The sequence below is a fragment of the Salinibacillus aidingensis genome, from assembly GCF_055393355.1.
This window is the reverse complement of sequence record NZ_AP043759.1, coordinates 739,190-765,125: the sequence shown is the minus strand read 5'-3', so window position 1 is coordinate 765,125 and position 25,936 is coordinate 739,190. Positions and strand designations below refer to the sequence as shown.

The 25,936-nt window shown below is 40.4% G+C and carries 28 protein-coding genes; 6 read left to right on the top strand and 22 right to left on the bottom strand.

Annotated features, from left to right (window positions below):
- Positions 1-27: 27 nt before the first annotated feature.
- A complete protein-coding gene (locus tag ACZ5OK_RS04200) occupies positions 28-270 on the bottom strand; it encodes an IDEAL domain-containing protein (protein WP_343839543.1) in 243 nt (80 codons plus the stop codon).
- Between the two features lie 360 nt (positions 271-630).
- On the opposite strand from ACZ5OK_RS04200, the gene ACZ5OK_RS04195 reads away from it, so the two are divergent.
- A complete protein-coding gene (locus tag ACZ5OK_RS04195) occupies positions 631-1,497 on the top strand; it encodes a cation diffusion facilitator family transporter (protein ID WP_343839540.1) in 867 nt (288 codons plus the stop codon).
- A gap of 187 nt (positions 1,498-1,684) precedes the next feature.
- Here the strand turns inward: ACZ5OK_RS04195 and ACZ5OK_RS04190 are convergent, their stop codons facing one another.
- The 7 genes from ACZ5OK_RS04190 to chrA form a co-directional block, all read right to left on the bottom strand.
- A complete protein-coding gene (locus ACZ5OK_RS04190; protein ID WP_343839537.1) occupies positions 1,685-2,215 on the bottom strand; it encodes a GNAT family N-acetyltransferase in 531 nt (176 codons plus the stop codon).
- 57 nt (positions 2,216-2,272) lie between these two features.
- Entirely contained in the window at positions 2,273-2,761 is a 489-nt protein-coding gene (locus tag ACZ5OK_RS04185) for a hypothetical protein (protein ID WP_343839536.1), read from the bottom strand.
- Between the two features lie 533 nt (positions 2,762-3,294).
- A complete protein-coding gene (locus tag ACZ5OK_RS04180; RefSeq protein ID WP_343839534.1) occupies positions 3,295-3,588 on the bottom strand; it encodes an AzlD domain-containing protein in 294 nt (97 codons plus the stop codon).
- Positions 3,585-4,322, bottom strand: coding sequence for an AzlC family ABC transporter permease (locus tag ACZ5OK_RS04175; protein WP_343839531.1), 738 nt, complete (start codon positions 4,320-4,322; stop codon positions 3,585-3,587). The genes ACZ5OK_RS04180 and ACZ5OK_RS04175 overlap by 4 nt, the downstream gene beginning before the upstream one ends.
- A 92-nt stretch (positions 4,323-4,414) precedes the next feature.
- Entirely contained in the window at positions 4,415-5,227 is an 813-nt protein-coding gene (locus tag ACZ5OK_RS04170; protein ID WP_343839529.1) for a cobalamin-binding protein, read from the bottom strand.
- A gap of 11 nt (positions 5,228-5,238) precedes the next feature.
- Positions 5,239-5,631 carry a VOC family protein gene (locus ACZ5OK_RS04165; protein WP_343839527.1) on the bottom strand — a complete coding sequence of 131 codons (393 nt, stop codon included), beginning with the start codon at positions 5,629-5,631 and terminating at the stop codon, positions 5,239-5,241.
- A 10-nt stretch (positions 5,632-5,641) separates the two neighbouring features.
- A complete protein-coding gene (chrA, locus tag ACZ5OK_RS04160) occupies positions 5,642-6,817 on the bottom strand; it encodes a chromate efflux transporter (RefSeq protein ID WP_343839525.1) in 1,176 nt (391 codons plus the stop codon).
- 341 nt (positions 6,818-7,158) lie between these two features.
- On the opposite strand from chrA, the gene ACZ5OK_RS04155 reads away from it, so the two are divergent.
- Positions 7,159-8,403 carry an MDR family MFS transporter gene (locus ACZ5OK_RS04155; RefSeq protein ID WP_343839523.1) on the top strand — a complete coding sequence of 415 codons (1,245 nt, stop codon included), beginning with the start codon at positions 7,159-7,161 and terminating at the stop codon, positions 8,401-8,403.
- 80 nt (positions 8,404-8,483) lie between these two features.
- Here the strand turns inward: ACZ5OK_RS04155 and ACZ5OK_RS04150 are convergent, their stop codons facing one another.
- From ACZ5OK_RS04150 to ACZ5OK_RS04105, 10 genes are all read right to left on the bottom strand, one after another.
- Entirely contained in the window at positions 8,484-8,957 is a 474-nt protein-coding gene (locus ACZ5OK_RS04150) for a DUF2512 family protein (protein WP_343839521.1), read from the bottom strand.
- A 252-nt stretch (positions 8,958-9,209) separates the two neighbouring features.
- Positions 9,210-9,383: a sporulation histidine kinase inhibitor Sda gene (sda, locus tag ACZ5OK_RS04145; protein WP_343839518.1), complete on the bottom strand. Its 174-nt coding sequence runs from the start codon at positions 9,381-9,383 to the stop codon at positions 9,210-9,212.
- Positions 9,384-9,594: 211 nt separating this feature from the next.
- Positions 9,595-11,628: a peptidoglycan D,D-transpeptidase FtsI family protein gene (locus tag ACZ5OK_RS04140; RefSeq protein ID WP_343839515.1), complete on the bottom strand. Its 2,034-nt coding sequence runs from the start codon at positions 11,626-11,628 to the stop codon at positions 9,595-9,597.
- A 121-nt stretch (positions 11,629-11,749) separates the two neighbouring features.
- The gene (locus ACZ5OK_RS04135; RefSeq protein ID WP_343839512.1) at positions 11,750-12,088 is read right to left on the bottom strand and encodes a winged helix-turn-helix transcriptional regulator; all 339 of its coding nucleotides are present in this window, start codon (positions 12,086-12,088) and stop codon (positions 11,750-11,752) included.
- A gap of 460 nt (positions 12,089-12,548) precedes the next feature.
- On the bottom strand, positions 12,549-13,361 hold the full coding sequence (locus tag ACZ5OK_RS04130) for a bifunctional hydroxymethylpyrimidine kinase/phosphomethylpyrimidine kinase (RefSeq protein ID WP_343839509.1): 813 nt from the start codon (positions 13,359-13,361) through the stop codon (positions 12,549-12,551).
- A gap of 128 nt (positions 13,362-13,489) precedes the next feature.
- Entirely contained in the window at positions 13,490-13,801 is a 312-nt protein-coding gene (locus ACZ5OK_RS04125; protein ID WP_343839507.1) for a hypothetical protein, read from the bottom strand.
- A gap of 279 nt (positions 13,802-14,080) precedes the next feature.
- Positions 14,081-14,395: a GIY-YIG nuclease family protein gene (locus ACZ5OK_RS04120; RefSeq protein ID WP_343839505.1), complete on the bottom strand. Its 315-nt coding sequence runs from the start codon at positions 14,393-14,395 to the stop codon at positions 14,081-14,083.
- A gap of 28 nt (positions 14,396-14,423) precedes the next feature.
- On the bottom strand, positions 14,424-15,656 hold the full coding sequence (locus ACZ5OK_RS04115) for a hemolysin family protein (protein WP_343839503.1): 1,233 nt from the start codon (positions 15,654-15,656) through the stop codon (positions 14,424-14,426).
- A gap of 97 nt (positions 15,657-15,753) precedes the next feature.
- Positions 15,754-15,948, bottom strand: a complete 195-nt coding sequence (locus ACZ5OK_RS04110) for a hypothetical protein (RefSeq protein WP_044161138.1) — start codon at positions 15,946-15,948, stop codon at positions 15,754-15,756.
- A gap of 217 nt (positions 15,949-16,165) precedes the next feature.
- Entirely contained in the window at positions 16,166-16,951 is a 786-nt protein-coding gene (locus tag ACZ5OK_RS04105) for a CAP domain-containing protein (protein ID WP_343839500.1), read from the bottom strand.
- A gap of 168 nt (positions 16,952-17,119) precedes the next feature.
- Between ACZ5OK_RS04105 and ACZ5OK_RS04100 the strand changes: the two genes are divergently transcribed.
- On the top strand, positions 17,120-18,574 hold the full coding sequence (locus ACZ5OK_RS04100; RefSeq protein WP_343839498.1) for a SulP family inorganic anion transporter: 1,455 nt from the start codon (positions 17,120-17,122) through the stop codon (positions 18,572-18,574).
- A 15-nt stretch (positions 18,575-18,589) separates the two neighbouring features.
- Positions 18,590-19,009: a universal stress protein gene (locus ACZ5OK_RS04095; protein WP_343839496.1), complete on the top strand. Its 420-nt coding sequence runs from the start codon at positions 18,590-18,592 to the stop codon at positions 19,007-19,009.
- Positions 19,010-19,121: 112 nt separating this feature from the next.
- Here ACZ5OK_RS04095 and ACZ5OK_RS04090 read toward each other — a convergent pair whose 3' ends face one another.
- Complete coding sequence (locus ACZ5OK_RS04090; RefSeq protein ID WP_343839494.1) at positions 19,122-20,306, bottom strand: D-alanyl-D-alanine carboxypeptidase family protein; 1,185 nt, start codon at positions 20,304-20,306, stop codon at positions 19,122-19,124.
- 433 nt (positions 20,307-20,739) lie between these two features.
- Here ACZ5OK_RS04090 and ACZ5OK_RS04085 point away from each other — a divergent pair, with 433 nt between their 5' ends.
- A complete protein-coding gene (locus ACZ5OK_RS04085) occupies positions 20,740-22,326 on the top strand; it encodes a BCCT family transporter (protein WP_343839492.1) in 1,587 nt (528 codons plus the stop codon).
- Between the two features lie 178 nt (positions 22,327-22,504).
- On the opposite strand, the gene ACZ5OK_RS04080 is transcribed toward ACZ5OK_RS04085, so the two are convergent.
- Together ACZ5OK_RS04080 and ACZ5OK_RS04075 are read right to left on the bottom strand one after the other, a co-directional pair.
- Positions 22,505-23,923, bottom strand: a complete 1,419-nt coding sequence (locus ACZ5OK_RS04080) for a SpoVR family protein (RefSeq protein ID WP_343839490.1) — start codon at positions 23,921-23,923, stop codon at positions 22,505-22,507.
- 129 nt (positions 23,924-24,052) lie between these two features.
- Positions 24,053-24,739: a YhcN/YlaJ family sporulation lipoprotein gene (locus ACZ5OK_RS04075; protein ID WP_343839487.1), complete on the bottom strand. Its 687-nt coding sequence runs from the start codon at positions 24,737-24,739 to the stop codon at positions 24,053-24,055.
- A gap of 176 nt (positions 24,740-24,915) precedes the next feature.
- Between ACZ5OK_RS04075 and ACZ5OK_RS04070 the strand changes: the two genes are divergently transcribed.
- Positions 24,916-25,149 carry a YhdB family protein gene (locus tag ACZ5OK_RS04070; protein WP_044161153.1) on the top strand — a complete coding sequence of 78 codons (234 nt, stop codon included), beginning with the start codon at positions 24,916-24,918 and terminating at the stop codon, positions 25,147-25,149.
- Between the two features lie 60 nt (positions 25,150-25,209).
- Here the strand turns inward: ACZ5OK_RS04070 and ACZ5OK_RS04065 are convergent, their stop codons facing one another.
- On the bottom strand, positions 25,210-25,929 hold the full coding sequence (locus ACZ5OK_RS04065) for an SDR family oxidoreductase (protein WP_343839482.1): 720 nt from the start codon (positions 25,927-25,929) through the stop codon (positions 25,210-25,212).
- Between the last annotated feature and the right edge of the window lie 7 nt (positions 25,930-25,936).

The following is a 25,936-nucleotide window of genomic DNA, read 5'->3' as shown; positions in this document are numbered from 1 at the left end:
AAGGATTTAACAAAATACCCTGTTCTCTTATTCTTTTATAAACGGCTGGTACTTTTTGCTTAATTCATAAAATTCGCTGCGATTGTCTGAATCAATCGCCGAATTGATCTGCTTTTCAATAACGGCTTTATTATGACTAAACGTTAATTCATCCAGGATTAATCGTGATGCCAATTTAATTTCATAGGAGATTTCTTTTTTTGCCTTAAACGGCTGTGGTGAACAATTTTCATATTTCACTAAGATATAGGACTGCTTCTGCTTTTTCACGGAACATCCCCCCTTGTTCCCTTTTTACTATTATCTAAGAAATTCGGAAAATTTTCAATAATCTAAAATGAATTTTTATTCCATAAATCTTATTTTCATTAAGAAAGTTATAAAGGTAAATGCTTGCTTATTGTATAGAATATGTTTAAAAGTCTTTTCCCTTTTAAACGGATGTCATAAACTTCTGAAATTTAGTGAAAATCAATTTCTTCTCATACCTATCTGAATATACCGTTTAACTCAACGAATTTCGAACAAAATATAGGCGTACATACGGATGCAGGCAATTCATTCTAGACCTTTACTATTTGGTCTGTTACGCTATATATTACGAATGCACCCTAATCGGAGGAAAGAATCATGCAGGAATATTACGATTTAAAACGGGGAGAGAAAGGTGCCTGGCTCAGCATTTCATCTTATTTATTTTTATCCTCTCTTAAACTCATCATTGCTTATATTGCCGGATCCCAGGCTTTAAGGGCTGATGGACTGAATAATGCTACAGACGTGGTCGCCTCCATCGCTGTATTAATAGGTCTGAAAATATCCAGAAAGCCCCCGGACCAGGATCACCACTATGGACATTTCCGCGCTGAATCTATTGCGTCGTTAGTCGCTGCTTTTGTGATGATCACAGTCGGCATCGAAGTTGTTTTCAATTCATTTACAAAACTCTCAGAACATGAGCTGGAAACCCCCAATATGCTTGCTGGTTATACAGCGTTATTTAGTGCGACTATTATGTTTGGTGTCTATCGGTATAATTTATTTTTGGCTAAAAAGATTAAAAGCAGCTCCTTGTATGCACAGTCACAGGACAACCTATCAGACGCCCTGGTCAGTATTGGTGCCTTCGGAGGGATTATCGGAAGTCACTTCGGTTTATCCTGGATGGACCCTATAGCTGGTATTATTGTTGGTCTTATCATCTGTAAAACGGCCTTTGACATTTTTAAAGATGCATCCCTTACGCTTACAGATGGTTTTGACAGTAAGGAAATTAAACAAATTAAAAAAGGTATGGCTAAAGTTGAAGGAGTTCAGGAAGTGAAGGATATCAAAGCACGGTTACATGGAAACCAGATTCTGGTTGATGCGACGATTTTAGTTCACCCTGAATTAACAGTCGAAGAAAGTCACCAAATAACAGATCAGGTTGAAGAATATTTAGCCGAGGCCTTTCATATTCACCATACCCATATTCATATTGAACCTTATAAGTGAGGGAAATCTGATTAGGCGGCTGGGCGCTGGAGCCAAACGTCACCTCTCCTTATTCCACAAATTTTCCTATACCAACACAAAGTGAAACTCCATCAGTGGGGGTATTACGGCCAGTTAATACGTGATAAATAACCCATAGCATGAGATAGACCATGCTATGGGTTTCAACTTTTCAGACCCAGTCCCACTAGGCAGATGGATTTTTATTAATCTGCGGCCAGCCAAAAGCTGTTTCCTCATATGTACCTTCACCAATCGTTATTTCTTCAGCTTCAATAGGCTTAGCCCCAAAATATTCATAAAATTTACCGGATGGGTTAGCTGTTAATACCCATACTAATACTGATTGATAGCCAAGCTGCAGGGCTTCCTTCATAAAGGCATTCAACAATGCTTTCCCAAGTCCGAAGCCCTGATATTGCTCCAGAATATAGACGGCATAAATCTCCCCATCATAGTCAAACTTCTTTGATCGTTCAGCACCACCTGAAATAAAACCAATCACCTGATTCTGTTCATTAACCCCAACGTAAAGAATCTGATTTTTATAATGCTTTTTCAAAATCGTTTCCCAAAATGCTTTTCGATTTTCATAAGATGTTTCCTGATCCAAGTCCTGTTTGCGGACCAGATCTTTATATGTACTTCTCCAGCTATCTACATGAACATGAGCAATACCAGCTGCATCATGAAAGGAAGCCTTTCGCACAGTATACATTTCAATCCCCCATTTAAACGAATCCAGCTGTAGAACAAATCTACAGCTGGATTACTGTTAATAGCATTGAAAGGATTCAACACGATCTGTATCAAATCCTGTGTAAGCCCACTGATTTCGACGCGGGAACCACCTGTAACCAGCTACCGACGTTCTTCCGATATAGGTTGGATAAAACCAGAATCTTCGGCCATTTGTCATGCGCACCAATGTCAATCTTCTTAAACATCCCTGAAAAGAGCCAGGGTCAACGGCTTGAACTGAGGGGCCGTCTCCAAACTGTCCTTGATAACCTGAGCCAAACTGACCGGAAAATCCTTCCTGAGACAAATCTGGCAGAGAAGGAGGTACCTGAGGCAATTGGCCCTGGCCCTGACCAAACGGTGGTCCTGCTCCCTGGCCCGGCCCCTGTCCAAACGGTGGCCCTTGACCAGGTCCCTGAAAAGGGCCTTGACCAAATGGTGGTCCCTGACCCGGGGACTGCTGCTGAAACATATCAAAAAATCCATCAAATTGGCTAAATCCATTATCATTTTGTCTGTACATACAATCCATTCCCCTCTATAGTGAAGTGTCCCTATAAACTATGAAAGGAACAGAAAGAATGTGATTAAGAAAAGCGGAGGCGACTATAATCAGTTCTGGTGGTTTAAGCGAAGCCAAGGTGCAGGAACCACCGCTCCGGAAATATACTTCGCTTTCACCCAAGGGCACAAATGCGACATCTACTCAAACTCTCTAAAGGTCGTTATCGTAGTGTCTTCTTTGCCGCGGGCGGCTGGTGAGCCTCCTCGCGCTATCGCACTGCGGGGTCTCACCTAGGCCTTCCTCCCGCAGGAGTCTACGTATATTTCCTCCGCTAAGGTATCCTTTTATTCGTTTTATGACCATGCGAATTAGTTTTGTCTATCACAATTCGGATTTACCTTTAGATAAAAAATTTTGTCCTGGCCTCTCCAGAAAAAATGGGTTGAAATGGCCTTCATAATAGGAATGAAGACCAAACAGAAGAAATGCATTAACCAAAATGACTCTCATACCAAAAATGAATGTGCCAAACAAATAGATAAGCGGAGGGATCACATTGTTAGTAAGTACACTGTTACAATTGCGCCAATAACCGCAAAAATCACATTTACTTCAAAAAATGCAATAACAATGGCCATAACTCCACCGATAAGGCCGATAACAGGCTGGTCCGGAATTACAGTCATAATACCCGGGAAAATAAGTGCGCCTAAAGCGGCATACGGAATAGCATCAAGCCAGCGATTAATCCAACTCGGATAAGAGGCTTTATCCACTAAAAATACAGGTATTATTCTTGGTACAATAGTTACGATTGACATTCCGATAATAATGGCCCAGATCACTTATCGTCATCTCCTTTAAGCAGAAAAATCCCGAGTGAACCGCCAATAATCGTCGACAGTACAATCGCCCACCCTTCTGCCATATTCAAAGTAATGAGAGCATAATTGATAATCATGCTTATAATAGCAATCAGTCCTACTCTCCATTCCTTTTTCACAGAAGGGACCAGCAAGCCAATAAACATCGCATAAAGGGCGATATTCATGCTCTGACTTAATTGCTCAGGAATGAGTTCCCCTAACAAACCTCCTACGAATGAACCTCCAACCCATGCAGAATAAGCCAAAAGCATTAATGTGGCAAAGAACACCTTGCCATATGGCTTTTTGGCTTCCTCTCCGTGTAAAGAGGAAACCGCAAATGTTTCATCTGTTAACCCAAGTGACAATGGTACCTTCCAGCTAAAAGGGACAGGCCGGGCTTTATTCATAAAGGATAAACTCATGACAAAATGCCGGAAGTTCAAAACAAAAGTGGCCACAACGATTTCTACAAGACCATTTCCCGCCCCAATCATCTTGGCCCCCATAAACTGTGAAGCTCCTGCAAAGACAAGGACACTCATAGCTGTCAGTTGAAAAAGGGTCATCGATTGGGCAGCAAGCACACCATAGGCAATGGCAATTGGAATATACCCTAAGCAGATGGGAAATCCTTTTGCAAGACCTGATTTAATAGCAGCACTTAATTCGGAAGACAGTTTAGTCGTATTCTCAGCAGAGTTTGCCTGCATATGTAAAATTCCCCCAACCATAACGGTTATTTGAAAATTGTATCTATTATAAATGATTTATAAATATTTGAGAAGAGTATCCCTGGAATTATTCATGATTTTAGCAGAGGATCTTTCCCGGTATATGCCGGGAAAATTTCCGGATGTAACTGGGAAGCGAGCTTTTCCAGTCCTTCTATCAAACGCGGGGATGGCCTGCAAAATAGACTTTCATCTAACACTAGAATTTCGTTATGTTTTACAGCCTTCATTTGCTCCCATCCAGGCCGCCGGCGAACAAGTTCAGGGTTCATCTTCTCCGTTATGACACCTACCCAGACCATTATAATCGTATCAGGATTCTGTTGTCTGACCTTCTCCCAATCCGTTTGTACACTCGCCTGATCTTCCGAAGCAAAAACATTGCAGGCTCCTGCCAGTTGGCTGATTTCCGTGAGCCAGTTCATCCTTCCGGGGGTAAAAACAGGCTTTGGCCACCATTCCCAGTAAACTCTTTTTTTATTTGTGATTTGATTAGCTAAAGAACGATATTCCTCTATTCGGTTTTTGTAAAATTGATAGATTTCCTTCGCCTTAGATGAAACACCTAAGTAACGGCCGGCAAATAGTAAATTCTCTCCAATCTCTTCCAATGAGTCGGGATCTAAAACAATGTGTGGAAGATTTCTTCGCTTCAGCTCCTCCACATTTTTTTCCATACCCGGAACACTTAAGGATGCCAGTACTAAGTCAGGTTTTAATGCTTCAACCTTATCCATGTCAATGTCTAAATCAGGTCCGAGCTTCGGTAATCGCTGAACCACTTCCGGCCAGTCCGAGAAATCATCCACTCCTGCCAGATGGTCAGTAAGGCCTAAATACTCTACAATTTCTGTATTACTTGGACAAATGGAAACCAGTCGCATCTTTTTCCTCCTTACTCCCAAACCGTCATCCGTTCCTGTAAATCAGATGTATGCAGTTCCATTTCAATTCCATCCGGATCCAGAAAATTAATGGTCCACCCTTTTCCTCGCTTAACCGGACCTCTTACTATATTTACGTGATAATGTTCTAATTGATGAACCGCAGCAAAAAAATCCTCGTCATCAATGGAAAATGCAAAATGATCGACCCCGAGTTTCTTTTTTTCTGATCGATGTAATTTTTTATTCTCCAGAAGACATACCCACGCGTCTCCCCACTCTAAATAAGCATCTGTGCGGCCTCTATGAACCAAATCCATACCTAATACATTTTGATAAAACTGCAGTGAACGCTGCAGATCTGAAATGTTGATTGTAATATGATTAAACCCCTTTACTCTCATAACATCACCCCTATAGTAATCCAGATAACAAAACGTTAAAGAGAACTGTAAATATAACAATTAGCCACGCAGGTACCTTCCAAAAATAAAGGAAGGCAAAAGAAGCTAAAACCACGGCAAAGTCCTTCGTTTGATCAACAGCACTGGTCCAAATCGGATCATACAGCGCTGCAATTAATATTCCTACAACGGCAGCATTCACTCCCAGCAGGGCTGCACGAATAGATTTCTTTTTCCTGATGGTATTCCAAAATGGCAAAACACCAATGAGAAGCAAAAAGGAAGGAAAGAACATGGCAAGTACAGCCACAAGACCGCCTGATATGCCTTCAATACTGGTCCCTATAAAACTCGAAAAGGTAAATAAAGGTCCTGGAACAGCCTGCGCTGCACCGTAGCCCGCTAAAAATACTTCCTCTGAAATCAATCCCGGGGGTACAACCTCTCTTTCTAATAGAGGTAAAACAACATGCCCCCCTCCAAAGACAATCGAGCCTATGCGATAAAAGATATCAACGAGCTGAACATATATATTAGAAAAGAAACCTGACATGACAGGTAAAAAGATTAATAAGCCAAAGAAAAGAATCAGACTTATGATTCCAAAGCTTTTCCTTAAATTTAACTGAATATCAGCACCTTCAGGAAGGTCTGAATGCTTAAACGATAGATACCCCACAATTCCTGCTAACACAATAACAGCAATTTGTGCGAAAGCCGTTTGATAAAAGAGCACCGCAATCGCCGCTATAACCGCAATTGCAATTTTTGGCCGGTCAGGGGTAAGTTTTTTTCCCATATTTAAAATGGCATGAGCAACAACAGCAACCGCAACCAGCTTTAATCCTTCAATCCAAACGGAACCACCTGTATCTACCTGCTGAACATATAATGCAAATACTATAAGTGCGACTACAGAAGGAAGGGTAAATCCAATCCAGGCTAATAGGCCACCAAGCACCCCTCCCCGGACCATTCCAATTGAAATTCCCACCTGACTGCTGGCAGGGCCGGGAAGAAACTGACAAAGGGCAATTAAATCCGCATATGTACGGTCATCCAGCCATTTCCTGCGTTTCACATATTCATCCTGAAAATAACCAAGGTGAGCGACCGGTCCTCCAAAAGAGGTAAGCCCCAATCTAAACGAAACTGCGAGTATCTCCAGATATCTGCCTACATTCACTTATGCTCCTCCTTAATCTATTTCTGTATCTGTTTCTTTGAATTACTGCAGACACGAGCAATCAGCAGCCCTTGAAAAACAGTCTGCTTCGTATATTTTTACTGCCTTAATCTTACCGAATCGTCTATGAACCTTTCAATTTCGACTTAAAATCTTTACATAATCTTAATATTTCGGGAAACAAGTCCAGGGTATGAATCCATATCCACCTCTAATCGGAGGGATAAACAAAAAATTTCATCCTGGAGACCGTGTTCATTTTTATCGGTTTCGTATATGATTAGGAAAGCCTGACAGCTATATCACTATTATATAACAATCACCAGGAACGGAGGGAACCTATGACCAGATTCAGAGACTATCATTCTAATATAAAAGTTCGAATTATCCAGATATTTTTCACGGATATCGTGTCCGGCGCTATTTTTCCATTTATGGCTATCTATTTTGCCGAGCACTTTGGCGCAAAAATAACCGGTATCCTTCTATTACTTAATGTATTCATCGGACTCATAACAGGCTTATATGGCGGCTACTACTCAGATCGGATGGGCAGAAAAAAATTAATGGTTGTTGCAGGAATCATACGTATGTTTGCTTTTATTGTCATGGCCATAGCAAATTCTCCTGTACTTGTTTCGCCCGAGATAACATTTATAATGACTCTCTTGATTATGGCCTCCTTTGGGCTGGATGGTCCGGCAGCAGATGCGATGATTATTGATATTACCAAGCCTGATCAGCGTAAAGGGGTTTACGCATTATTATACTGGAGCTTTAACCTTGCATTTGCTATTGGTGGTATTATCGGAGCACTCATGTTTGATCATTATTTATATGAACTGTTGATTATTCTTTCGGTTACGGGAATTATATCCAATATCTTAGTCATCTTTTTCATTAAAGAGACCATGGAGGGACAGGAGCAAACGAGAGAAAAACGCGTTTTAAGAAATATTGCCAAAAGCTACAAAGAAGTGGCTTTTGATAAGGTGTTTCTTTATTTTGTCCTGGCGGGGCTTTTTATTCAGTCCATCGAAAATCAAATGGAAAACTACATTGGGGTTCGATTAAATGAGGATATGCCTGAGCAATCTTTGCTTTTTATGGATGTGACAGGTGTGGAAATGGTTGGATTTCTAAAGTCTGAAAATACTATTATTGTTGTGTTGCTTACAGTATTTATTACGAAATGGGTGACAACTCTAAAAGAAGACAGAGCTTTTCTTTCATCCATTCTTATCTTTACCGTTGGATATGTCGGGATCAGCTACGTCAACAATATATGGATGTTGTTTATATTTATGATTGTCGCTACAATTGGAGAATTAATGCGGGTCCCTATACAGTCGGATTACATGGCCAGCATTCCAAGTGATGAAAAACGAAGCTCCTATATGGCTGTTTACGGTATGGTCTTTAACGGATCCATGATGCTTAGTTCTGTATTTGTTTCGCTCGGTGCCATTTTTACTAAAGAAATAATGTCGTTTCTAATATTGGCCTGCGGATTACTGGGCATGATGATTATTTATAAGATTTTACCTGATCTGAAACAACGCAGAGAGCTTGCAAAACAAAATTAAACCGAAAAGACCAGGATGTTTGAAGGAGTTTTAGAGATTTATTCTCTTATGATTCTGCCTTCAACAATCCTGGTCTCTTGTTATTGTCGTTTTTTCCGACGTTTTTTTCTCCTCACATCGTAAGGGAACACTTCATCTGAGGTTTCGGTCTGCATTTGACGGGAATTTATTCGTCTTGTCGTTCGGCTGACATCCGTATACTCCGCTTCACCAAAAACATGGTTTTGCATATAAAAATGGAATAATCCTTCCGACATTGTAATAAAAAAAGCGCTGAATAAAGCCATATTACCTGATTCCCATGTCGGAATATCATTAATCATACCATAGAAAAATAAGACTAGAAAAGATAATGCAAAGTCAGATAAAGTTGCTGTCAGGTTTCCAAATCTTCTCAGGATTAATAAATCGCCCAGCAAATACCCCAGACCGACTAGTAACACACTGATTCCAAACAAACTAAGCAAGCCTGTATTCTGGAAAACAGTGTAAAGCGATAATATTACTGTACAAATAACGACAAACTTAATTCCAAGCGCCATTAAGTGTCTCACAATTTCACCTCCACTTTTACTATTTTCAAACATGGAGGAAATTATGCAGTTTATATGAAGGAAGTCATGTTAAACGGCTGAGCGCTGGAGCCGGATGTCGCCTCTCATGATTTCTTAGCCACAAAAAAGATGGATCAACAGTCCTACACAACTGCTGATTCATCTTCAGACGATTATAATACCAATATAATGTAATGGAATATTCGTTCATAGGCGTAGAGATCGTTTTTTCAGAAGCAGTGTGCGGGGATTTTAAGGGATCAATGGTTGCTTAAAATATGTCGTCTTACCTGAAGTTATTTCATAGGATAAACCGCGGTTTTTCATTTCTCTTTCAAGAATCGCTATGAAATCCTTATCCAGTTTCAACCCTACTGCATTTTTATGAGCCTCTTCAAGAGCCTGATCGGACAGATGTTTAAACATACGAACACCTCTTTTTTGAATAAATCACTTACATGATTCTTTATTCCTTCTATTTGTATTTTTTTTACATCAAAAGCCAAAAAATCACCTAATCTGATATTAATTTTATCTTACAATAACTTATATCTCCGTTTCAACATCATTTTTAGAAATTTTTTGACAAATTGTGATAAATGGAAAAAGGCACCTGTTTAATCAGATACCATTCTTGTTACTCTTCATTTTCTTGTTGTTGAAAGTAGGCATCTAATATCCTTTTTCCTATATTCCTGTTAATCCCTTCCCCGGCACTTCTGCCAACCTGAGGAACAACAATGGCAAAAGCAACTTCAGGATCATCATATGGTGCATATCCTACCAATGTTAAGTTTTCTGTATTAGCCACCCGATTCCCATCTTCATCAAAAAGGGGCTTCTCTGCTGTTCCTGTTTTTCCGGCGGCTACATAAGGAAGATTTCTGAAGGTGCCTGCAGCCGTACCATTACTACCATTGAATACCCGGTAAAAACCGTTTTGGACGGCCTGTATATACTCATCATCCATTTCAATTTTATTTATAATTTCAGGGCCTATGGTCTTATAAATCGGTCCTAACTGTTCCTCAGTACCTGGATAACGGATTTCATTGACTAAATGCGGCTTAACACGGTATCCATCGTTTGCAATCGTAGAAACATATTGCGCTAATTGCAATGTAGTAAAAGGCTCATATTGTCCAATCGCATAGTCCATGAGGAGACCACCAGTTTCTTTATCTCCTTCAAGACCTGTTGCTTCATATGGGAGGTCAATCCCGGTTTCAACCCCTAATCCAAATTGTTTAAAATAATTTCGCATTTCCGTAAATGCCTCGGTATTAAAGTTAAGATTATCGTTCGGTACGTAGGAATAATCTCCTCCCATGCGCATAGCAATAAAGAACATAAAAACGTTTGATGATCGCTCAAGTGCTGTTAAATAGTTAACCGGACCTAAATCCGTCCAGGAACGTTTCGTATCCGTACTGGCAATTTTAATAGGTCGGTCGACAAAAACCGTATTTTTCGTAATCACCCCTGATTGAAAGCCGGCTAACACTGAAGCTCCCTTCACTGCAGAACCTGGTAAATGTGCATCATATACCGTACGATAGGACTCATCCGCAAAAAAAGCAGGTTTATCTTCTGTAGCCCGATGATAACGAATGCCTGTCATCGTAAGAATTTCACCTGTTTTAGGTTTCATCATAACCACAAGACCTTTATTTAAGTGACGATTGGCTGGTTTATGAATAATCTTTTCAAGCTCTTCTTTAACAATTTGATCTACTTTTTTTTGCAGTTCCATATCCACAGATAAAACGAGGTCCTTCCCTTGTTTTCCTTTCTGGATTAATTCCGACCGAATCACATTATTATTTTGGTCTGTAACATGACGGTACTGCTCCTTCTGTCCAGCAAGGAACTCCTCATACTGCTGTTCCAGAAAGCTTTCGCCGACACGCTCATTACGGTTATAATTTCTGGTCAGATAATAATCTACATTATCTCTGGGAATCCCGTCTTCATGATCTGAAATTCCTCCGATAAAATTTACAAATGTTTCTCCTTGAGGAAATGTCCGAGCCCAGTCCGTAGAAACATTTATGCCAGGCATTTCATTGATGTGCTCAGCTACCGTAGCATATTCCTCTTTGGTAACACCCTTATTTTTAACAATATGAGGGGTCAGCTCGATGGCTTCATCAAGCTCACGTTTAATCGCAGCAACTTCTAATTCTTTTTCGGATAAGCTTTCCAAATTATATTTGGTAATTCGGTCTAAAACGGTCTGGTACTGCTCTTCATCATCCATACGCTGCTTTTCAGTTTTGGATAAACGGGCATAGGCCTCCTCACGATGGGTCAGAATCCAATAATCCTTCATATCTCTCTCCGTGATTTGACGCTCCTCCATCTCGATATAATTCGAGAGGGTTTGAGCAATCTCCAACTTCTTCTCCGGCTGAACATTTTTAGGTGGTGTGTACGTGATGGCATACCGGGATTTATTATCTACTAATATATTCCCATCCCGATCATACAATTTTCCTCTGGGAACAGGAATATTGGTGACCGTGTTCTCTGTTTCATCAAGAACCTCCTGCGCCTCTTCCCCCGTGAGAATCTGCACAATTCCCAATTGTACAATTAAAAAGGAAAACAGCAAAAATATCGCAAAAAATAAAATATTAAGCCGGAAAGGCAAATGTGACTTAGGTTTCACGGCTTCCTACTCCCCCAACTATTTGATGAATTTCTTTCTTTATTTTACCATTTCTATAAAGCCAAAACTAGAAAATTATGGTTTATCAAAAATAAAAAAGATCCATAAAATTGGACCCTTTTTAATTATAATTCGCTTCTTTTGTATCAATATGGCTTATCCACTTACCAGACCAATCTTGAATGGCTTTGATGACTGGTTCCAGTTCCCGCCCCTTTGCCGTTAACGTATATTCCACGCGAACAGGGACTTCTGCATAGGCCTTTCGGGTCACAATTCCCTCTTCTTCCAGTTCTTTTAATCTTTCAGATAGAAGTCTGCCACTTACAGGAAGCGCTGATTCTATTTCAGAAAATCGCTGAGACCCAAATAAAAGCTGATAAATAATGAGACCTGTCCACCGTTTATTTAGTAAATTCATCGCTTTTTCAAATTTAGGGCATAGCTCATATTGTTTCATTTTCCTTCACCCCTTATCCCAATTATAACCGTTCCATTGAAACTATGAAACCGCTGTTTTTAGAACAAAGGCGGATATAAGCCAAAGCCATTCCGTGGCCAAACCCATGCCACTACATGTCTTCGTCTTATCCCGCATGACCTGAACAGTCGCCTCCGCTTTTCTTATTAGCGACGTACGGACTGGACTGAGCCGGAGGAGATAAAGTGAAACTTCAATTAGTGAGGGTTCATCCCCCACTTATTTCTTACAGGGGTAACACGCGGAAAAGGAAACACGACGAACCTTGTGAGTCGATGTTGACTTATCGTACGGAGGTGAAGGAAGTCACGCAAGTCGCTGGGCGCTGGAACCGGACGTGACCTCTCATGATTTCTTATCCACATAGTCTGTATTTTATAAATTTCTAGACAATCAAAAAAAACAGCCCTGCTCGATTAAGAGCAGGGCTGCTATGTTTCTATTCACCATGGAAGCGCTGAGCACCGTGATTCACAGGGCCCACATACTGATTTAACTTAAAGGAGTGGCGAATCGCTGCTGTAATAAACCTTTTTGCTCCATAGACAGCTTCTTTCACACTTGCTCCCTTTGCCAGCTGAGCCGTAATAGCGGAGGAATACGTACATCCTGCTCCATGTGTATATGGTGTGTCAATTTTTTCGCTTTCTAAAATTTCATGGTCCTTACCATCAAAGAAAACATCAAGCGCCTTCTCATGTTCCAGTTTATTTCCACCTTTAATCAATACATTTTCTGCACCTAAGTCATGGATTTTTGCCGCTGCTTCCTTCATTTGTTCTACGGTCGTTAATGCCCCCATTCCGCTTAACTGACCGGCCTCCCATAGGTTAGGGGTCACAATCTTCGCTACAGGGGTTAAAACATCTCTAAGGGCCTCGGCAAGCTCAGGATAAATGACTTCATCTGCCCCTTTGCACACCATAACGGGATCGATGACAGCCTGATTGAGGTTGTGCTCCTTAATAGCCTTAGCCGCTATTTCAATAATTTCCACTGTAGGGAGCATTCCTGTCTTCATAACATCGACGCCTACCCCTTCTAAAATGGTCGAAAGCTGCGCACGTACTGTATCCGCATTGATTGGATACGTATCATGAGACCAGTGATTATGTGGATTCATAGCCACAATAACCGTCAATGCAGACATTCCATACACGCCATGCTCCTGAAATGTTTTTAAATCTGCCTGAATTCCTGCTCCGCCACTACTATCAGAACCGGCAATCGTTAGTGCTTTTGGTAGTGTCATATTTATCCCCCATTTATAGAAAAGTTATTTAGTAATACTTGTTTTGATAATTTATTATACATCTTTTTTACGGAATGTAAAAATAATTCTACTGCTCGAGTGGCCGTTCAATGGCAGGCTTCATTCATTCAGGATAAATACTTACTCCTATCCTTTTTTCGGGATCCGGCCACTATCCTTAGTAACAGATAACCAACGAGTGTGTACAAAATCATAGCTAATATGGCTGCTACATCAACATAAAACATTGCGGATACCATTGTAGGAGGAAAGCTACCGGAAAAAGGGATGACTAAAGGGTCACTTAACAAATATACCCATTGTACGAACGATCCCTCGGAAGCACTCACCAGTTTAAATAAGATTCTTAATCCCAGTAAAGCCTGCATAACTGTAATAAAACATTGTAAAACAAGTGTGAGAACTTTTCCTGATTTCATATCCTTCCCTCACAGTTCTGTATATAGTGGTCTATCACTATAAGTTATGAAAGGATAACCTTGACCTAAAACCATAAAGTGAAACTTCCATCAGCGGGGAGTCTCCATGCCCCACTGATGGTTAGTTGAACTTATCAGGAATTTACTGGCCGTTTACCCCACACTTCGTCTAGTTGGGTTACCCTCCAGACTTGAAGTGTGGGTTTTACGGCCAGTTCATGCGTGATAAAAAAACCATTCCGTAACGATTGGTCACGGAATGGGTTGTTAGCACTCGTTTTATTTTTCTATGAATGTGCCCTTTTCATTTGGAACAAGCTCCTGGTTGCTACTTGGGACACTGACAATTATACATTGACTTTGAATCAGTCTTTCCTTATCCTCCTTTTTCATCTGTTTGATCTGATATTCACGTTTCATGGCAGCTGATTTCTGCTGATGAGGCTCTGCATACACAAGGCTTAAAGGCCCTCTTCCCCGGGTGTATTTTGCCCCCTTCCCTTCCTGATGCATTTTTAAACGATGCTTTAACCGGCTTGTATATCCTGTATAAAGGGAATTATCCCCGCATCTGAGTATATAAGTAAAATACAAATCAATCGCTCCTCACCCTACATTTCCATTAAACGATATTTTTACTTATTTTCACCTTATGAATTTTATTATCTTCCATTTCTAATACCTCAAACTCGAGATGCTGAAATTCAAGCACCTCACCCTCCGACGGGATATGACCAAACTCTTTATAGAGAAAACCAGCCAGAATATCTTCCTCTTCCGGAATCCGAGTCTGAAATACATCATTCAGTCTGGAAATGACTAATTTACCACTGCATATCATATGTGAATCGGTTAACTCATCAATTAAAATTTCTTCATCATCATCGGTTTCGTCCTCTATTTCCTGTCCAAGCATTGCTTCAATGATATCCTCATGGGTAATAATTCCGGTTGTACCTCCGTACTCATCAATGACAATCGCCAGGTGCCGCTTTTTCTTTTGCATCATTTTAAAAACTTTTTCAATCGAAGTTGTTTCCGCAACAAAAAGGGGCTGATTATCCGTAAAGTCTGCAAGCGTCTGATTTTGTTCGGACAGAGCCCAGCCTAAAAACTGCTTGGAGTGAAAAACCCCCACAATATTATCCATTGTATCCTGATATACTGGATAACGAGTATGATTGTGATTCAAAAGAATATCTCTGGTTTCCTCAAAGGTACTGTCAGATGAAATTCCCACAATTTCCATTCTTGGTGTCTTTAAGGCATCACGAACATCCTTGCTATAAAAGTCTATAACACCTTTAATACGGTAGGACTCTTCGTTCTCCAGCGTTCCTTCGTTAGAGGCGATATCCATCATCGTTTTAAATTCCTCCCTTGAGAAGCTTGCTTCCTGCTTTTCTCCTCTGGACAGGATTTTAATCAACAAACCTGTTAATTTAGATAATACAAATGTGAATGGTTTTAGAATGGTTAATATTAAGGCAATAACCGGCGCCACCATATATGCAATTTTATCAGAAAATGTGGCCGCAATAGACTTGGGAATGACTTCTGCGAAAATAATAATAACAACCGTTAAAATTCCAGTGGCAAGTCCAACATTAATTCCAATATCCAGTGCCAGCATTGTTACAAGGGTTGGAAGAGCTATGTTCGCAATATTATTCCCAATTAAAATACCGGTCAGAAGTTCATCAGGATGGGAAATAAGCTTGTATAGTTTTTTTGATTTCACGTCATCATTTTCTGCCCGGGACTTTACTTTCATTTTGTTTACGGCAGTTAATGCTGTTTCACTTCCCGAGAGAAATAGTGACGTCAGAATCAGAAGGATAATAGCTATAAGCATAATGGGTCCTCCAAAGTTTCAGAAATTAGTGGCTATGATTTATTATTTCATAAAACACTTGTAGTATGTTTGTCATACAATGAAAAAGAGATTGAACTTAATCAATCTCCTGTAAGTTATTTATTCTTCTTAATACTTTATAAGCAGAGTTGGAACCATTTTGTACCATTTTTCTCTTTACTTTTTCCTGAGTATTTCTGTCTAAGCGTTGAAAAGTAATCAGGCCTTGTGTTTCATCGGAAGTCAAGATCCTTCGATACAATTTCGAAACCCTTTTTTCTTCCTCTTCCATTTAAGGCATTGCTCCCCTCTAATGATTATGATTATCTCTATACTATGAGTTTACCATGATAATTCTGCTTAAATCTAATAAAAATTATGACATTTTTTAAATAACGATTTTGCCGTGTATATGAATTAAGGACCATTCAAGCCATTATTCCCGCAAATCAGATCAATCTCCGCCTTAAAAAAAGAGAGCACTGGCAGACTCAGCGCTCTCTAATGTGTTATTTACTTATAAACATCTGTGTCCAGTAATGACCGTTTTCGATATAGCCTACACCAATGTGTGTGAATTTATTGCTTAAAATATTTTCCCGATGACCTTGACTGTTCATCCAGGATTCTACCACCTGCTCAGGGCTTGACTGTCCCTTTGCGATGTTTTCACCTGCTGTCTGGTAATCAATGCCAAAGTCCCTCATCATGTCAAAAGGGGAACCATAAGTAGGACTGGTATGAGAGAAATACCCTTTTGACTGCATATCAGCCGATTTCTTCCGCGCTACCTGACTTAAGTTTGCATCAGCCTTTAATTCAGGTAATCCTTGATTTCTTCTTTCCTGATTGGTCAGTTCGATTACACGGGATTCAAATTCCTTGATATCTCCGGACTGCTGGGCCTGATTCGTATTATTTTGTTCATTTCCCTGATTCTTTTGATTTTGCTGTTGATTGTTCTGATTCTGCTGTGGTATATTTTGATTCTGTTGTTGCGCCTGTTGATTGTCCTGTTGCTGTCGGTTTTGTTCTGTCTGCTGATTGTCCTTCCTTTGCTGCTGACCATCACCGTGCTGCTGCCTCATTTCTACACGTTTAAATTCGTACTTCGCATCCTGAATACGGATAGGCGTTGTATGAGGGTAATCCTTACTGGATGAGTCTGTTGCAATACTTGAAATATTGTCATCATTATTTCCATTGTTTAAAGCATTATCCTCTGTATTACAAGCAGCTAACAGGAGAAACAGGATGCTGATAAAACTAATGATATATATCCTTTTTTTCATCATGTACCAAAACTCCTTTTTGAATGTTTTTTATTATGGTTTACAAACATTTCAAAATTATAGATGGAAAGGAATTACAATTCGATAATCTCATTTAATCAAAAACCTCACATGATTAAAGCAGGATTGACAAAAATAAACATAGAAAATGACTAAAGGAGAAATTCAATAATGCAAAAAACTTTAACAACACGAGAAGCCTGGTTTGGCAACATCAAAGGAGATGTCATCTCCGGTATTGTTGTTGCTCTTGCCTTGATTCCTGAAGCCATTGCCTTTGCTATTATTGCGGGGGTTGATCCGATGGTTGGTTTATACGCCTCCTTCATGATCGCTGTAGTTATTGCTTTTACAGGAGGACGTCCGGGAATGATTTCCGGTGCCACTGGTGCAATGGCTCTACTTATGGTGGATTTAGTTGCAGAATGGGGACTGGATTACCTTTTGGCCGCTACTATTCTTACCGGTATCATTCAGATTATATTTGGATTAACTAAATTAGCCAGACTGATGAAATTCATCCCAAGATCGGTCATGGTCGGGTTTGTAAATGCTCTGGCCATTTTAATTTTCACTGCACAGTTAGAGCACTTTGAAGGGGCAACCTGGGTGATGTATGCCCTGGTTCTGGGAGCCCTTGGTATTATTTATCTATTTCCTATGCTGACAAAGGCTGTCCCTTCTCCTTTAATCGCCATCATTGTCATCACGGCCATCGTAATGACAACAAATTTAAGTGTTGCCACTGTAGGAGATATGGGGGAAATCACAAAAGCATTTCCGACCTTTTTCTTTCCCAATGTTCCTTTCAGTCTGGAAACATTGATGATTATTTTGCCTTATTCCCTTGCTCTGGCTATCGTTGGTCTGGTGGAGTCCCTGTTAACAGCAAGTATTGTGGATGAATATACAGGAACGTCCAGTGATAAAAACAGAGAATCGAATGGTCAGGGGATCGCCAATATTGTGACAGGATTCTTTGGCGGTATGGCCGGTTGTGCCATGATTGGACAGTCCGTGATTAATGTCAGCTCAGGTGGCAGAGGGAGACTTTCAGCCCTGACTGCCGGGCTCGTCTTAATTTTTCTTATTGTATTTATGGGAGATATTGTGGCGCAAATTCCTGTGGCTGCACTGGTAGGGGTAATGATTATGGTCTCCATTGGCACCTTTGACTGGGGATCCATTAAAACGTTGAAAATCGTACCGTTTACCGATAATCTGGTGATGATTGTCACAGTCTTAACGGTTGTGATGACTCATAATTTAGCTATCGGCGTCTTAACAGGTGTATTATTGAGTGCTATTTTCTTTGTAGCGAAGATTTCGAAAGTCAAGGTGACAAAGGAACTCAAACATAACCGTATGTATTACACGTTCCAGGGAGAAATTTTCTTTGCGTCAGTCTCAGAACTGGTCGACGAGTTTGACTATGATATGGAAGGAGCACAGGAGGCTATTTTTGACTTAACAAAAGCTCGGTTATGGGATGATTCAGCCATCGCAGCTTTGGATAAAATTGTAGCCAGCTTAGAGCACCAAAAAATAAATGTCTATGTCATTGGATTAAATCAATTAAGTTCTGAGCTCAGGGCGAAATTAAGCCGCAAATTGAGTTCCCATTAGAAAGGATGAAAAGTCTTGTACAAAAAAATACTATTAGCCACAGACGGATCCGAACACGCATTGCGTACCATTAATCACGCGATAAGTTTGGCGAAGCTCTCCTCTGATTCGCTGGTGGATGTTGTCTACGTAAAAGAAAGTCATCAGGTCAAGTCGGATACCCTTCACAATTGGAATAAAGTTGGGGTTACAAACGTTCAGGAGGATAAAGTAACAGGTATTGAACAAGATTTACAGGAAGCAGGAATTTCCTATAAAACAACAGTCCTATACGGTGAACCTGGACCGGTAATTGTTGACTATGCGAATGAAAATGAATTTGATGTCGTGATTGTAGGCAGCCGCGGACTGAATGCATTTCAGGAAATGGTGCTGGGCAGTGTCAGTCATAAAGTGGCTAAGCGTGCCAATTGTCCGGTATTAATTGTAAAATAAAGCGAAACTTCCATCAGTGGGGTATTTACGGTCAGTTCATGCGTGATAAAACTCCTTACAGGAATTCAACAGGGAAGAGCCTAAAAACCATGGCTCTTCCCTGTTCATCTTCTTACATAAATGATTTATATGATTTTTTTTGGATTTGTTTTTTACGATACACGAAACCGATAAACCCAGCAATGATTACCCCAGCCATTAAACTGGTGACGTATATGCCAGATTTTGATGTTTCCTCTTTTTTTACAGGCTCTTTCTTTTTATCACCGTGATCTGAACCTGCCTCCACTAACTGATAGGAATTCATTCGTTCTCCGTTTTGATTATAAAGTTCGAGCTTTCCTTGTTTTGTCATTTGTTTCGTAACCTTGTCCTGATTCTTCAGGTGTGTATAGGTAAGGTTTTCCGGAATGATAAACTCCTTGTTTTTGAACTCAACCTTGGAACGACCTTTAATTGAGGAAGTTTCAAAATGATCAAAGCCATAGTTTAATAGACTGGCGGTATCCTGATAGGCATCTCGTTTATATTGACTTTGCATTGTAATGACAATCAGATTAAGATGTTCCCGTTTGGCTAGCGTAGCCAGCGTATGTCCGGACTGATCAACATAGCCTGTCTTTCCGCCAGCCACACCCTCAAAAGGAATTTCCCCTTTAAGCATTTTGTGATGGGAAATAAGCGTCGTGTCCCATGACTTTCCATGCCATTCCATTTCTACGGTTCCAAAAATGTCACGAAACTCACGATTTTTCAAGGCATACTTTGTTATCATGGAGAGATCCTTAGCTGTTGTCGTGTGATCAGGGTGAAAGAGTCCATGAGGATTCTTAAAGTGGGTCTGTTCCACTCCTATTTTATTTTTCAGATAGTTGTTCATATCCTCTGCGAATTGATCAACGCTTCCGCTTAAATGCTCGGCAATGGCAATGCCCGCATCATTTCCGGAATTAATTAAGAGTCCCTGAATCAGCTTTTTTAAAGTCAACTGCTCCCCTGCTTCCAGAAAAACGGTCGTTCCTTCTATATCAACGGCATTTTCACTAACGGTTACCCTGTCTTCCAGGTCCCCGTTTTCTATCGCATAAATAGCTGTTGCAATTTTGGTCAGGCTTGCCGGATACATAGGAGTCGTACTATTTTTTTCATACAGAATGCTTCCATTATCAGCGTCAATCATAACTGCTGACTGACTGGAGACAACTGGAGCAGAAGGACTCGTCTGAGCAAAAACAGGTAAAAGAAAAAGGGTATTCATGGTCACAAAGGTGGTGATGAATACGATGATTTTTGCCATAGGAACACCTACTTTAGCGTAATTTAAACAGTGACAAAAATCATTATACCAGTAAAACAGGACGCTTCACCATAAGTAATTGAAATGTTAGCAGAATGTAAACATGTGTAACGTAATGAAAGCACCTCACATAATTGGTATGTATTTCCAGAATCATCTGTGGTGGCTTTAACTGCAGATTACAGGCAGTTCTTTTTAAATATATGTTAAAATATCAATTGCGGGAAAATTTTGACTTGTATGATGGGCGTGCATATTTATATGAGGGGTGGTGCTGTTAGTCAAATTAGGAAGCTACCCCAAACGGCCCTAAGGAAAATAAGTGAATTTTTCCCTCTCTTTAATGAGAGATTCGTCTGTCTAATATTTTTTATATGTACGCCCATACGAGTTTGTTTGTATAATCATTCAACACAGTAATGGGGGTATGGATATGGAAAATAAAAAGACCAAAAACCTTAAGCTCATTGATCATCGAATTTTTATTCCATCAATCGTTATTATGGTTTTGATTTCTATTCCCTTTGCTTTATATGAAGACGAATCTCTTAAACTATTAAATCAGATTTTTGATCAGGTTGTCCGTGTGTTTAAATCGGGCTACATCTGGTATGCCATCATCCTGGCCGCTGCTGGTTTCTATTTTGCTTTTTCCAAGTATGGAAATGTAGTGCTAGGAGATCCGATGGAAAAGCCCCGTTTTTCTTTATTTGAATATGCCTCAATTCTGATTGCTATGGGGCTTGGTTCGACGATTATGCGTACCGGAATGATTGAATGGACACAGGTTGCAATCGATCCACCGAGTGGTGTTGATCCTCGTTCTTCAGAAGCCTTATTGTGGGGAAATGCTTACAGTATGTTCATGTGGAGCATACAGGTATTTGCGATTTTCGTAATGGCAGCACCTGCAATTGGATACATCATTCACGTAAGAAAAAAACCGTTAATGAGGATTTCAGAGGCCTGCCGGAGTATTTTTGGAGATAAGTTTACCGATGGGCTTGGCGGAAAAATTCTGGATATCATCTTTCTCGTAAGTATTTTGGCCGGAGCTGCTGTAACCCTTGGGCTTGGGGCCCCGATTATCACATACAATTTAGCTGCATTATTGAATATTGAACAGTCATACGGCCTTACATTAACGGTAACCATTGTATGGGTCGTCTTGTTTTCCTTAAGTGCTTATCTGGGAATTGAAAAAGGAATTAAACGGTTAAGTACATTAAATATCTATCTTGCGGGTGCGCTTGCCCTGTTTATTATGATGATAGGTCCGGGAGTTTTTATCCTGAATTATTTCACGGAAAGTGTCGGGTTTTTACTCTCTCATTATATAGACTTGTCCTTCTACACAAATGCATTGGATTTAGAAGGAACGACGTATATTGAAAGTAATGTCGTATTCTGGTTTGCATACAGTGCTACATGGGCGATGCTGCACAGTGTGTTTGCCGCAAAAATTTCCCGGGGCCGAACGATTAAAGAGATGATTTTGACATATTTCTTTGCACCTATGCTTATTTCCTGGGTCGCTACTGGTGTACTGGGCGGACTGGGTGTACATCGGTATTTAACCGGTGAAGTTGCCGTGCTGGACATTGTGACAGAGGATGCAATGGCAGCCATACCGGCCATTTTATCCTCCTTGCCATTATCAACCGTAACTATAACCGTATTCATGATTGTGGCTATCATATTTATGACCACAACCCTTGATTCAACAACCTATACCATTGCATCATACACAGGTCTGCGGAATATGAGTAAGTCTGAGCCATCAAAATATTTACGTCTCATCGTTGCCGCCGTGGTTACTATTTTTGCCCTGGTATTAATGCGTATTGGTGGATTACCACCGTTGGAAGTTCTGTCCGGCTTGATGGGAATTCCAATTATTATCGTTCAGTTTTTTACAATCTATGCAGCCAAGAAAATGATGGATGAGGATAAAGCGTGGATCACAAATATCAGAAAAACCACAAAAGATCAGGAAGAAAACTGGAGAAAATCAAGTTAGGTGCCAGGAAAAGCGGAGGCGACTGTTTAGGTCCGACGGCATAAGCAGAATATCCGGAGTGGCCGCTTTTTGGCCATGCAGGGTATTCTGCTTATGACCGCTTGGGCCTGGGAGCCGCAGCTGGACACAGAAAAGCGGAAGGCCCTGGAACTGGGCAAACGGGCGCTTCCGCTTTTCTTCATATATAGCGCTTCTTGACTTTTTCGCCTTCACAGCTGAATACAGTGATGCGATCGTCTACGATGGTTTCCATGTGTATGGTACGGCCCCATAGCTGATAAATATAAGGCATCGTTTTTTCCAGGTAATTAAGATCCAATTCGACTCCTTCATAATGATGAAGGAGGTAAAGCTCACCATTACGTAAATAGTCCCCATCTTCTACGGTAATATAAGGAAAGCCTCCGTTTACCCGCATAGCAATCAGCTGATCCCTGACCTCTGTCCAGTCCTTATCCACGACTTTATACTCTCTTCCTTGCTTTTGGAAAAGGTATAAATCCTCCTCTTCCACAATTTCTTTTGTTAAATAGTTACGAATAAAGGAAATATCCGACTCAATCTCCCGGACTTCAAATAGTTTATCCCGGCCTGAACCTGGCTTAACGCCCCGATGTTTCATTTCTTCGGTTGGATGATTATATCTCTGTTCAATATCCTCGAATATTTTGATCCCTAAGCGATAAGGATTTATAGATGTACTAGAGGGTGCCGTAACCCCTGAATGAAGTTTGGCAAATTCAACGGTTTCATCACTGGACAAATCTAATTCACGTAAAATTCGGGAGTGCCAGTAGGAAGCCCAGCCTTCGTTCATGATTTTCGTTTCCAGCTGGGGCCAGAAATATTTCATTTCTTCACGCATCATGGTTAGAATATCACGCTGCCAATCGTCAAGCTCCCTGCTGTGACCTTCAATAAATAATAGCAGGTCCTTTTCCGGTTTCTCCGGGATTTTCTTATAACGACTTTCTGCTTCTTCTTTAAAAGACTCTTCATTGGGATCAATCCCAAACAAATCATCATAGTCATTTTCTATTCTTTGTCTAGGCTGGAAAACATGCTCCGGAGATTCGTCTGTTTCACCTTCTGATCTAAGTAAGGACGGGTCAATATGCTCATTAATCGCTAATACCGCATCCAAAAAAGCTTCCACATCCTTCTTCCCATATTGCTTTTCATACGCCTGTATACGATCAGCAGTTGCCGCCATACTTTCCACCATATCTTCCCCAGTATTTTGGTACCGTAAGTTATTTTTAAAAAAATCACTATGCCCTAAAACATGAGCAACAATCAGCTTGTTTTGAATTAAACTATTCGAATTTAATAAAAATGCATAGCATGGATTGGAATTAATGACTAATTCATAAATTTTGCTTAAGCCCAGTTCCTCCTGCAGCTTCATTTTATGGAACTGTTTTCCAAAGCTCCAATGTGAGAAACGCGTGGGCATACCGTAAGCACCAAACGTATAAATAATATCTGTTGGACAAATTTCATACCGCATCGGATAAAAATCCAGGCCAAACCCTTCCGCTATCTCTGTAATTTCATCGATTGCCCTCTCTAAACTTGTATATTCCGTCTTCAACATGAAACCTCTCCCTTAATCGATGATTGCTACAGTATATGAAGAAGGGAGTCTTAGCTTTCGAAGTTTTTTATGAAATTGGCGAAATTTGGGTAAGAAAAAGCGAAGGGCGTATAGCCCTTCGCTTTATCATTATTGATCATTATCTGTTGGGAAAATACGTTGGAACATATCTCCCATTTCTTTAAATAGTCCTTCAATTGGGTCCCCATTTTCGATCTGGTCAGCATAATCTCCTGCCTGGTTAAAGAATTCAGGGTTTGCGGAAACAAATACATCGTTAATATCCTCATCTGTTGCTTTTACAACCTTGGATACGCGGCGTTTCAGCTGATCAGAAACCTGTTCGTTCTGGTTTCCTTCTAAGGCTACCGCTACATAAGCATTTTCATTACCGGCAAAAACGTATGCCTGGTCCACTTCCTGAATTTCATCAGTAATTCTGTCTGCTGCCCGGTCCGCTACATCGAATTGGTCATGATCGTTTGTATTATTGTTGTTGCCATTGTTATTATCATTAGTGTTATTCATATTACGGGCTGTGTCGTTATTGTCGTTATTATTAAACTGACCATTAATATTGTCCTGATTTCCGTTATCAATGTTCTCATTATTATCATTGTTGTATTGGGGACCTAAATCACGACCATCCATATTGATACGCTCTCGGTTAGGAGCGATATCTGTTGTGTTGTTATATCTTACTGGCTGAAGTCCATTATCTCCATTATTGCCAAGACCGGTTTCATCGCCACCCTGACATCCGGTAATGGTTACAGCTGTCAGCAAAGTTGCTCCCATTAACTTTATTTTATTCAATGGAATGGCCTCCTTTTTTGGATGGTACAAACTTATTATTTGTGCACTTCCGGAGTTTATGTGATTCAGGATTTTCCAAAACCATAATTGGTTCTATATCCAAAAAAGGCCATGTAAGTGAAGGTGGTTATTGTGTCACACTAAAACCGAACCCTTTTTTACGGGGGGAATTTGTGATGAATATGGTCGATTACGATAAAGCGATGTATTTTACTTTGTGGGGGCAATGGGATGACCTGCTCGTCTTAATGGTAAGAACCGATGACGACTTTTTATCGAAAAAAATTGAAACGTTCTTACATGCCTATCATTATGGGTATGATGAAACAACGATTGTTGGCTCCCATCAGAATCTGATTCATTATTTAGAACACGCCATCACACAGGATACACCTGTTTATTATGTATAAAGAGAGGGGATATCCCCTCTCTTTATTTTACATTTTTCACTTCAGACACCTGCTCTAAAATTACGAACGTGGATAATCCTGCGCAAATGGATGAAGGTGCAATTCATCAATCATCATATGGTCGGGTGCCTCGGCCATGTAAAGAACCGCCTGAGCAATATCCTGAACTTTGAGCCAGTCTTCTTTGGATGGGTCACCCTGTCTGCTATCGGCAAAATATGTATCCACCATTCCGGGATTCACGGTTCCCACACGAATCCTGTGCTCCCGTACTTCCTGGGAAATAGAACCCATGAAGCCCTGAACGGCATATTTTGTGGCCGTATAGAGTGAGCCGTTTGGAATTGTATATCTTGCAACATCTGATGAAACTGTGATAATCGTTCCTGAATGCTGTCTTTTCATAGAAGGAAGTACTGCTTTTGTGCACAGAAACACACCCTGCACATTAACTTCAAAGGTCTTTTTCCACTCTTCAAGGGTTACATCCTCGACTTGTTTAAACAGTCCTACTCCCGCATTGTTGACTAACATATCGACTCTTCCATAAGCGTTTTTCGTTGCTTCAACTACGTGTTCAACTTCATATTCTTTTGCAACATCTGCCTTAAAAGAGAGAATATTTTCCAGCTCCTGATCGGTTAACTCTTTTCGGGTTTTATGAATTTGTTCTGAACTGCCCAAAATAGACAGTTTAACTCCCCGTTCAGCGAGTTGCCTTGCGATTTCCTTTCCAATTCCTCTGGATGCACCAGTAACAATAGCCACTTGTCCTTCCATGTTCAAA